General features: G+C 65.8%; 10 protein-coding genes. 7 read left to right on the top strand and 3 right to left on the bottom strand.

All coding sequences use genetic code 11. The features are described from left to right. Together Mlute_RS13485 and Mlute_RS13490 are read left to right on the top strand one after the other, a co-directional pair. Window positions 1–567 (top strand): biotin--[acetyl-CoA-carboxylase] ligase (locus Mlute_RS13485; protein WP_119361113.1); only part of this gene is annotated, 567 nt, incomplete at its 5' end. Beyond that, on the top strand, window positions 564–1,160 hold the full coding sequence (locus Mlute_RS13490; protein WP_119361114.1) for a biotin transporter BioY: 597 nt from the start codon (window positions 564–566) through the stop codon (window positions 1,158–1,160). The genes Mlute_RS13485 and Mlute_RS13490, both read left to right, overlap by 4 nt. Here the strand turns inward: Mlute_RS13490 and Mlute_RS13495 are convergent. Genes Mlute_RS13495 through Mlute_RS13505 form a run of 3 tightly spaced genes read right to left on the bottom strand, consistent with a single transcriptional unit; the run spans window position 1,132 to window position 2,650 of the window. Continuing rightward, complete coding sequence (locus Mlute_RS13495) at window positions 1,132–1,392, bottom strand: hypothetical protein (protein ID WP_119361115.1); 261 nt, start codon at window positions 1,390–1,392, stop codon at window positions 1,132–1,134. The genes Mlute_RS13490 and Mlute_RS13495 overlap by 29 nt on opposite strands. After that, window positions 1,389–1,829 carry a type II 3-dehydroquinate dehydratase gene (gene aroQ, locus Mlute_RS13500; protein WP_119361116.1) on the bottom strand — a complete coding sequence of 147 codons (441 nt, stop codon included), beginning with the start codon at window positions 1,827–1,829 and terminating at the stop codon, window positions 1,389–1,391. Before aroQ ends, Mlute_RS13495 begins: the two co-directional genes overlap by 4 nt. Before the next feature lie 47 nt (window positions 1,830–1,876). Further along, on the bottom strand, window positions 1,877–2,650 hold the full coding sequence (locus Mlute_RS13505; RefSeq protein WP_119361120.1) for an IclR family transcriptional regulator: 774 nt from the start codon (window positions 2,648–2,650) through the stop codon (window positions 1,877–1,879). A gap of 139 nt (window positions 2,651–2,789) precedes the next feature. On the opposite strand from Mlute_RS13505, the gene Mlute_RS13510 reads away from it, so the two are divergent. From Mlute_RS13510 to Mlute_RS13530, 5 genes are all read left to right on the top strand, one after another. Beyond that, a complete protein-coding gene (locus Mlute_RS13510; protein ID WP_119361117.1) occupies window positions 2,790–3,761 on the top strand; it encodes a C4-dicarboxylate TRAP transporter substrate-binding protein in 972 nt (323 codons plus the stop codon). A gap of 3 nt (window positions 3,762–3,764) precedes the next feature. Further along, window positions 3,765–4,238, top strand: coding sequence for a TRAP transporter small permease (locus tag Mlute_RS13515; protein WP_119361118.1), 474 nt, complete (start codon window positions 3,765–3,767; stop codon window positions 4,236–4,238). Beyond that, on the top strand, window positions 4,229–5,503 hold the full coding sequence (locus Mlute_RS13520; protein WP_119361119.1) for a TRAP transporter large permease: 1,275 nt from the start codon (window positions 4,229–4,231) through the stop codon (window positions 5,501–5,503). Before Mlute_RS13515 ends, Mlute_RS13520 begins: the two co-directional genes overlap by 10 nt. Window positions 5,504–5,579: 76 nt before the next feature. Further along, window positions 5,580–6,290: an SDR family oxidoreductase gene (locus Mlute_RS13525; RefSeq protein WP_119361121.1), complete on the top strand. Its 711-nt coding sequence runs from the start codon at window positions 5,580–5,582 to the stop codon at window positions 6,288–6,290. Then, window positions 6,287–7,014, top strand: a 728-nt coding sequence (locus Mlute_RS13530) for an Ldh family oxidoreductase (RefSeq protein ID WP_147371105.1), incomplete at its 3' end; no start/stop codon positions are given. The genes Mlute_RS13525 and Mlute_RS13530, both read left to right, overlap by 4 nt.

Raw genomic sequence — 7,014 nt, forward strand, 5'->3', positions numbered from 1 at the left:
CCCGGGACGAGCCTCACCTTCTCCGTGCTGCTGCGCCCCACCCTGCCCCCCTCGGCCCTGGCCCTCCTCTCCTTGGCGGCGGGCTTGGCCCTGCGGGAGGCGGTGGGCCTGGGAGGGCTAAAGTGGCCCAACGACCTGCTGGCCCCCGACGGGAGAAAGCTGGCGGGCGTCCTGCTGGAGGCGCAGGTAAGCGGGGAGGAGGTGGCCTATGTCCTCCTGGGGGTGGGCCTCAACGTGCTCCATGACCCGGGCCTGCCGTCGGAGGCCGCGGCCTTGGCGGAGTTTGGGGGGGGGAGCCGGGCGGAGCTCCTGGCCCGCTTTCTTGGCCGGCTCGAGGCCCGCTACACCGAGCTTCACCGCGACCCTGGGGGATTCTTGGCGGACTACAAGGCCTTGAGCTATACCCTAGGGCGGCCGGTGAGGGTGGGGACCCCCCAGGGCGAGGTGCGCGGGGTGGCCACCGACATCTCCCCCGACGGCTCGCTGCTGGTGGAAGTCCAGGGGCAGACCTGCCGGATTGGCGCAGGCGATGTTGAGCTGGTTGGTTTTGTAGGAGGAAAAAAGTGAACCCGACTCAGAGTCTGCCGTACCTACCCCTATCCAAGTCGCTCTTCCCGGCCCGCAGCCTTACCCGCGACGCGCTTTTGGTGCTCGGGGGAAGCCTCTTCCTGGCCCTTTTGTCCCAGGCGGTCATCCCTTTGCAGCCGGTGCCCATCACCCTACAAACCCTAGGGGTGCTGCTGGTGGGGGCGGCCTTGGGCAGCCGGTTGGGCTTTTTAGCGGTGGTGGCTTATCTTTTGGAGGGCCTGGTGCTCCCGGTCTTTGCGGGAGGGGCTACCTGGTTCCACCCCCGCATTCCCTTTACCGCGGGGTACCTGCTGGCCTTTCCCTTTGCGGCCTACCTGGTGGGCTACCTGGTGGAGCGCTACGGGGCGGACCGCAGCGTGCTCAAGACCTTCCTGGCTATGCTGCTGGCCAACCTGCTCATCTACGCGGTGGGCGTGACCTGGCTGGGCTTCGCCCTCTCGGGGGCGGGACGCTACACGGGGGTCTGGGGGGTCCTGCAGGCCGGAATGTTCCCCTTCCTGGTGGGCGACCTGCTCAAAGCCGCCCTGGCCGCGGCCCTACTCCCTACCGCCTGGCGGCTGGTCCGTCGCTAGGCGGACCCTCCTCCTTCCCCCTGCTTGGGGGAAGGTTTTCCTTTTGGAGGCCCCTCGCGGCCCAACGGAGCACCCAGGGCATCAGCAGGCCATAGGCCCCCGCGGCCAAAACGGCCAGCGGCAGCCCCAGCAATAGCGCCCCGAAAAAGCCCATCTTTGGAATTTGGACCACCAGGGTGAGGACCCAGGCAATGGCCCCCACCATGGCGATTTCCTGAGGGTGCACCTTCATCGCCCCGCCTCGAGCTGCTCCGCTAGGTAGACCAGGGCCATCTTGTAGGAAAGAGGGCCAAAGCCCGAGATAATCCCCTTGGCCGCCGCCGCGGTCACCGAGTGCTGACGGTAGGCTTCGCGGGCGTGTAGGTTGGAAAGGTGCACCTCCACGACCGGCAGCCGCTGGCCCCGGATGGCGTCTAGAAGGGCGATGGAGTAATGGGTAAGGGCCCCTGGGTTCAGGACGATGGCCTGGAACCCTTCCTCGGCGGCCTGCTGAACCCACTCTATGAGCTGCCCTTCGAAGTTGGATTGGCGACAGACCACCCCCAGGCCCAGCTCCGCGCCCCAGGCTGCGCAAAGTTCCTCCAGCTCTTCTAAGGTGGTGCTGCCGTAGATTTCAGGCTCTCGCCTGCCCAGCAGGTTTAGGTTGGGGCCGTTTAGAACAAGGATCATCTGGCCTCCATGCTAGCCAAGGGCGGCCCAAAAAGGCAACGATGGATTTAGGCGCCGAGCTCCCGGCCTATCCCTTCGGCGGTCTCCACCACCCACCGCGACACCTCAGGGATGCGCTCCTCCGGCAGGTATATAGCGGCGGTGGAGATGCTCACTGCGGCCACCGCCTCGCCGTTGCCGTTGAAGATGGGTGCGGCTATGCAACGCACCCCCGCTTCGTTCTCCTCTAGGTCAAGGGCGTAGCCCCGTTCCCGGGTTCGCTGGAGCTCGGTCTCGAGCGCAACCCAATCGGTAATGCTTCGCTCTGTGCGCCGCAGCCCGGGTATGAAGGCTGCCCTTTGGCGTTCTCTAGGCTGCCAGGCGAGCAGGGCCTTGCCCAGCGCAGTGGACTGGGCCGGAAACCGCGCGCCTATCTGGGAGGCGAGCTGAAGCTCCCGATATCCGGGGAGTTTTTCGATGTAGACTACTTCTTGTCCGTCTAGGACGGCCAGGTGTACGGTTTCTCGGGTGGTGTTGCGCAGGCGCTCGAGGTGGGGGCGGGCCAGGGTGGGCAGGTGGAGCTGGCCGTAGGCCCGGAAACCCAGCCGGATGAGCTTGGGCCCCAGGTGGTAGCCCTTGCGCGGTTCATGCCGCAGGTAGCCTGCTGCGGCCAGGGTGCTTAGGATGCGGTGGGCGGTGCTCTTGTGAAGCCCCAGGGCCCGGGCCAGCCCTTCCAGGTCGTGCACCCCTTCGGCGACCTTCTCCAAGAGCCAAAGCCCCCGCAGCAGCGTCTGGGCCCCTCCGGCCTCGGGGCTTCTGGACAACGGTCGCGCTCTTTGCATCTCGGTTACCCCTCCCTCAACCAACAGTCTGGTCCCATTATATGGGATTTCAAAAAACCCTCATTCAGCGATAATCTTACCGCGTGTTGACATTATTTGAAACCTAGTGTTATATTTTGGGACAAAAAGGAGGCACAACATGCTCAGGTTTTTGGTTGGTTTGGCGGTCTTGTCCTTGGGGCTGGTCTGGGGTGCGCCCACCTACACCTTGCGCTACAACCACGTGCTGGGGCCCAACCATCCCTACCACGCAGCCTTGCAGCAGTGGGCCCAGCGGGTTTCCGAGCGAACCAACGGGGATCTGCAGATCCTGGTTTTCCACAGCGCTCAGCTCGGGGTGGAGGAGGACATCATTGAGCAGCTCCGCCAGGGGGTGCCGGTGGGGCAGAACACCGACGGGGCCCGCTTGGGCAACTATGTGCGGGAGTTTGGGGTCTTCAACGGCCCTTACTTCGTGGACAGCTACCAGACGGTGGAGCGGCTGGTGCGCCTTCCCGTCGTCCAGACCTGGACCGACCGGCTGGCCAACCAGTACGGCATCCGGATTCTGTGCTTTAACTGGGTGCAAGGCTACCGGCACTTTATGACCAACAAGCCCATACGCACCCCTCAGGACCTCCAGGGTCTGCGCATCCGCACCCCTCCGGCGCCAGTCTGGCAGGAGTCGGTGCGGGCCTTAGGGGCGACCCCGGTGGCCCTTCCCTTCGGGGAGATTTACAGCGCCCTGCAGCAGCGGGCCATTGACGGGGCCGAGCTGGTCTACGCCAACATCCCGGACATGAGCCTGTGGGAGGTGGTGCGGTACGTGAACGAGACCAAGCACTTCCTGCTCATCAACTTCCAGGTGGTGGGTGAGGCCTGGTTCCGCCGTCTGCCCGCCAACTACCGCAACATCCTCACCGAGGAGTGCCGCCGGGCGGGTCAGGCGGTTTCCCGGCAGATTGAGGAGAACGAGGCCCGCATCAAGCAGGACATCCAACGCCGGGGTATGACCATCGTGAGCGACATCAACCTGGCCCCCTTCCAGCAGGCGGGGCTGGCCGCCTACCAGCGGTTGGGCATCTTTGATGTGCGTCGGCTGATTTACAGCCAGCTGGGGCTGGAGCGCTGAGCGATGGGGCAGCGGCTCTTGCGGCTTGAAGAGGGCCTGGCGCAGTTTTTCCTGGCCCTAACGGTGGCGGTGATCTTCGCAGGCGGGGTGGCCCGGTTCTTGGGTCGGCCGCTGGACTGGGCCATGGACCTGGCTACCTTCGCCTTTGCCTGGTGCGTTTTTCTCAGCGCCGACGTGGCTTTGAGGCAGGACCGGCACCTGGCGGTGGAGCTCTTGACCGGCCGGCTTTCGCCGCGCTGGCGGTTGGGCTTGCGGCTATTTAGCCTCCTCCTGATGGCCCTCTTTCTAGCCTTACTCTTCGGGTACAGCCTGCAGATGGCCTACCTGACCCGTTTTAGGTCTTTCCAGGGCATTCCCGGGCTCAGCTACACCTGGGTTACCCTGAGTGTGAGCGTGGGCAGCCTGCTCCTGCTGCTCACCACCTTGGGGCGCATCCGGCAGGCTTGGCGGGCCTGGCGGGAGGGGCCATGCTCCTGAGCTTAGGGGTTTTTCTCCTCCTCCTGGTGCTGGGGATGCCGGTGGTCTTCGCCATCGCCATCGGGGGGCTGGTCTTCTTCTTACAGCAGCCCAACCTGCCCCTCACCATGCCGGTGCAGCTTCTGCTCTCGGAGACCCAGAACTTCTCCTTGCTGGCCATTCCCACCTTTATCCTGGCCGGCAACCTAATGAACGAGCTGGGGGTGACCCAGCGGCTTTTGCGGGTGGCTCGAGTCCTCACCGGCCACCTCCGGGGAGGGCTGGCCCAGGTCAGCGTTGTGCTGAGCCTGCTTATGGGGGGGGTTTCGGGTTCGGCCATCGCCGACGCCACCATGCAGGCCCGCATCCTAGGGCCGGAGATGGTCCGGCGGGGCTATTCTGCGGCTTTCGTGGCTGCTTTGCAGGGGTTTAGCGGCCTTATTGTGGTGGCCATTCCCCCCAGCATCGGGTTAATCCTCTACGGGAGCATCGGGCAGGTTTCCATCGGCCAGCTCTTTGCCGGGGGCATTGGGGTGGGTTTGCTGCTGGCCCTGACCTATATGGTGGTGGTGGCGATGCTGGCTCGAGCCCGGGGCTACCAGCCCGAGCTGGCCCAGCGGCCCTCAGCCCAGGAGACCCTTGCGGCTTTGTGGGGGGGTTTTGGGGCGGTGTTGTTTCCTGTGTTGCTCCTCCTTTCGCTCCGCACGGGTGTCTTCGTGCCCTCGGAGGTGGGGGCAGCGGCGGTGGTCTACGCCCTGCTGGTGGGGGCCATCTACCGGGAGCTGCGCTGGGAGCGGGTGGTCCGGGCTTTTCGCGACTCGGTGGCGGACATCGGCATGGTGGCCTTCCTGATAGCCGCCTCCGCCCTGATTGGCTACGGGATGAAGTGGGAGATGATTCCCCAAAGCCTCTCCCAGTTCCTGGTGGGGATTGCCGAGGACCCCCGCATCGCCCTGGCGGTGATCCTGCTGGGGCTTTTGCTCTTGGGCACCATCCTAGACTCCACGGTCATGATCATCCTGCTCACCCCTATCCTGGTGCCCACCGCCAAGGCCCTGGGCCTAGACCTGGTGCACTTTGGAGTGCTGGTGGTGATGACCAGCGCCCTGGGCCTGCTCACCCCGCCGGTGGGGCTTTCCATGTACTCGGTCTGTTCGGTGATGCGCTGTTCCATAGAGGAGTACGTACAGGAGGGTTGGCCGCTTTTCCTAGCGGTCTGCTTGGTGCTCTTGCTGGTCTACTTGTTTCCGGGAATCGTGACCTTTTTGCCCCGGCTTTTGTTCTGAAGGGGGCTTTGGGGCGGGCTGAGAGGGGCTCGAGCCGGCCTCTTTTCTGGGAGTGGTTGAGGAGGAAGCGAAAAAGATGGGGGAAAGGCTGAGAGGGAAGAAGGCCCTGGTCATTGCGGCCGGCCAGGGAATAGGACGGGCTATTGCCGAGGCTTTCCAAAAGGAAGGAGCGGACGTGCTGGCGGCCACCTTACACCCTGAGAAGCTACAGGGCGTCTGCCCGGCGGTGGCGCTAGACGCGCGGGACCGCGCGGCCCTCTTCCAGCTTATCGGCGGCCTGGAGAGGCTGGACTGCCTGGTCAACGCCCAGGGGGTGGTCCCTACCGGGGGGCTTCTGGAGGCCACCGACCGGGACTGGGAGGAGGCTTTTTTGCTGAACACCCAAAGCGTTTTCTGGGCCATGCAGGCCGCCGCACCTGGGATGAAGGCCCGTCGCTCGGGGTGCATCCTGAACATTGCTTCGGTGGCGGCCTTCAAGATGGTGCCTGGCCGGCTGGTCTACGCGGCCACCAAGGCCGCCCTGGTGGCCCTGAGCCGGGCTGCGGCCCTGGAGCTGGCCCCCTATGGGGTTCGGGTTAACGCCATCTGCCCCGGCACGGTGGATACCCCTTCGCTGAGGGAGCGGGCTGGAGGCCCAGAGGGAATAGCTGCTTTTGCCGCCCGGCAGCCCCTAGGCCGATTGGGCCAACCTGAGGAGATTGCCGCGCTGGCGGTGTATCTGGCCTCCGACGAAGGGGGCTTTGCGACGGGAGGGGCCTTCGTGGTGGACGGGGGGATGAGCCTATGACCTTTTCCTTTGCTGAGTTGAGACGCTGGGCGGAGGCGGTCTTGCAGGCTGCGGGGGCCGACCAGGCTTCGGCCCAGGCCACCGCCGAGGTGCTTTTGGAGGCCGACCTTAAGGGGATTGCCAGCCACGGGCTGGTGCGGCTGCCCGTCTATGTGCGGCGGCTCGAGGCCGGTCTGGCCAACCCCAGGCCCAGCCCCAGGCTTCTGCGGGACGAGGGGCCCTTGGGCCTGCTGGATGGGGACCAGGGCCTGGGGCCGAGGGTAGGGCTTTGGGCAGTGGAGGAGGCCTTGGCCAAGGCCCGGGGTTACGGCGTGGGGGTGGTGGGTGTCCAGCGGAGCACCCACTTCGGCATGGCTGGGTTCTACGCCGAGCGGATGGCCGAGGCCGGTTACCTGGGGCTGGTGCTGAGCAACGTGGAGCCCGATGTGGTGCCCTACGGCGGGCGCAAGGCGGCCTTGGGCACCAACCCCCTGGCCTTCGCTGCTCCGGCCCCCCAGGGGCCCTTGGTGGTGGACCTGGCCACCTCCCAGGCCGCCATGGGCAAGGTCTTCCTGGCCCGGGCCCGGGGGGAGAGGATTCCCCCCGACTGGGGCGTGGACGAGCTGGGCCAGCCCACCCAGGACCCGAACCAGGTGCGGGCCCTGCTCCCCCTGGGAGGGCCCAAGGGCTACGCCCTGGCGCTGATGGTGGAGGTGCTGGCGGGGGTGCTGACCGGGGCGGGGGT

The organism is Meiothermus luteus, from assembly GCF_003574085.1.
GTDB lineage: Bacteria > Deinococcota > Deinococci > Deinococcales > Thermaceae > Meiothermus > Meiothermus luteus.

Excerpts from the sequence above, each read along its gene's own strand:
- Mlute_RS13520 (WP_119361119.1), top strand. The coding sequence starts at position 4,229 with ATGCTCCTGAGCTTAGGGGTTTTTCTCCTCCTCCTGGTGCTGGGGATG.
- aroQ (WP_119361116.1), bottom strand. The coding sequence starts at position 1,829 with ATGATCCTTGTTCTAAACGGCCCCAACCTAAACCTGCTGGGCAGGCGA.
- Mlute_RS13525 (WP_119361121.1), top strand. The coding sequence starts at position 5,580 with ATGGGGGAAAGGCTGAGAGGGAAGAAGGCCCTGGTCATTGCGGCCGGC.
- Mlute_RS13515 (WP_119361118.1), top strand. The coding sequence starts at position 3,765 with ATGGGGCAGCGGCTCTTGCGGCTTGAAGAGGGCCTGGCGCAGTTTTTC.
- Mlute_RS13505 (WP_119361120.1), bottom strand. The coding sequence starts at position 2,650 with ATGCAAAGAGCGCGACCGTTGTCCAGAAGCCCCGAGGCCGGAGGGGCC.
- Mlute_RS13510 (WP_119361117.1), top strand. The coding sequence starts at position 2,790 with ATGCTCAGGTTTTTGGTTGGTTTGGCGGTCTTGTCCTTGGGGCTGGTC.
- Mlute_RS13495 (WP_119361115.1), bottom strand. The coding sequence starts at position 1,392 with ATGAAGGTGCACCCTCAGGAAATCGCCATGGTGGGGGCCATTGCCTGG.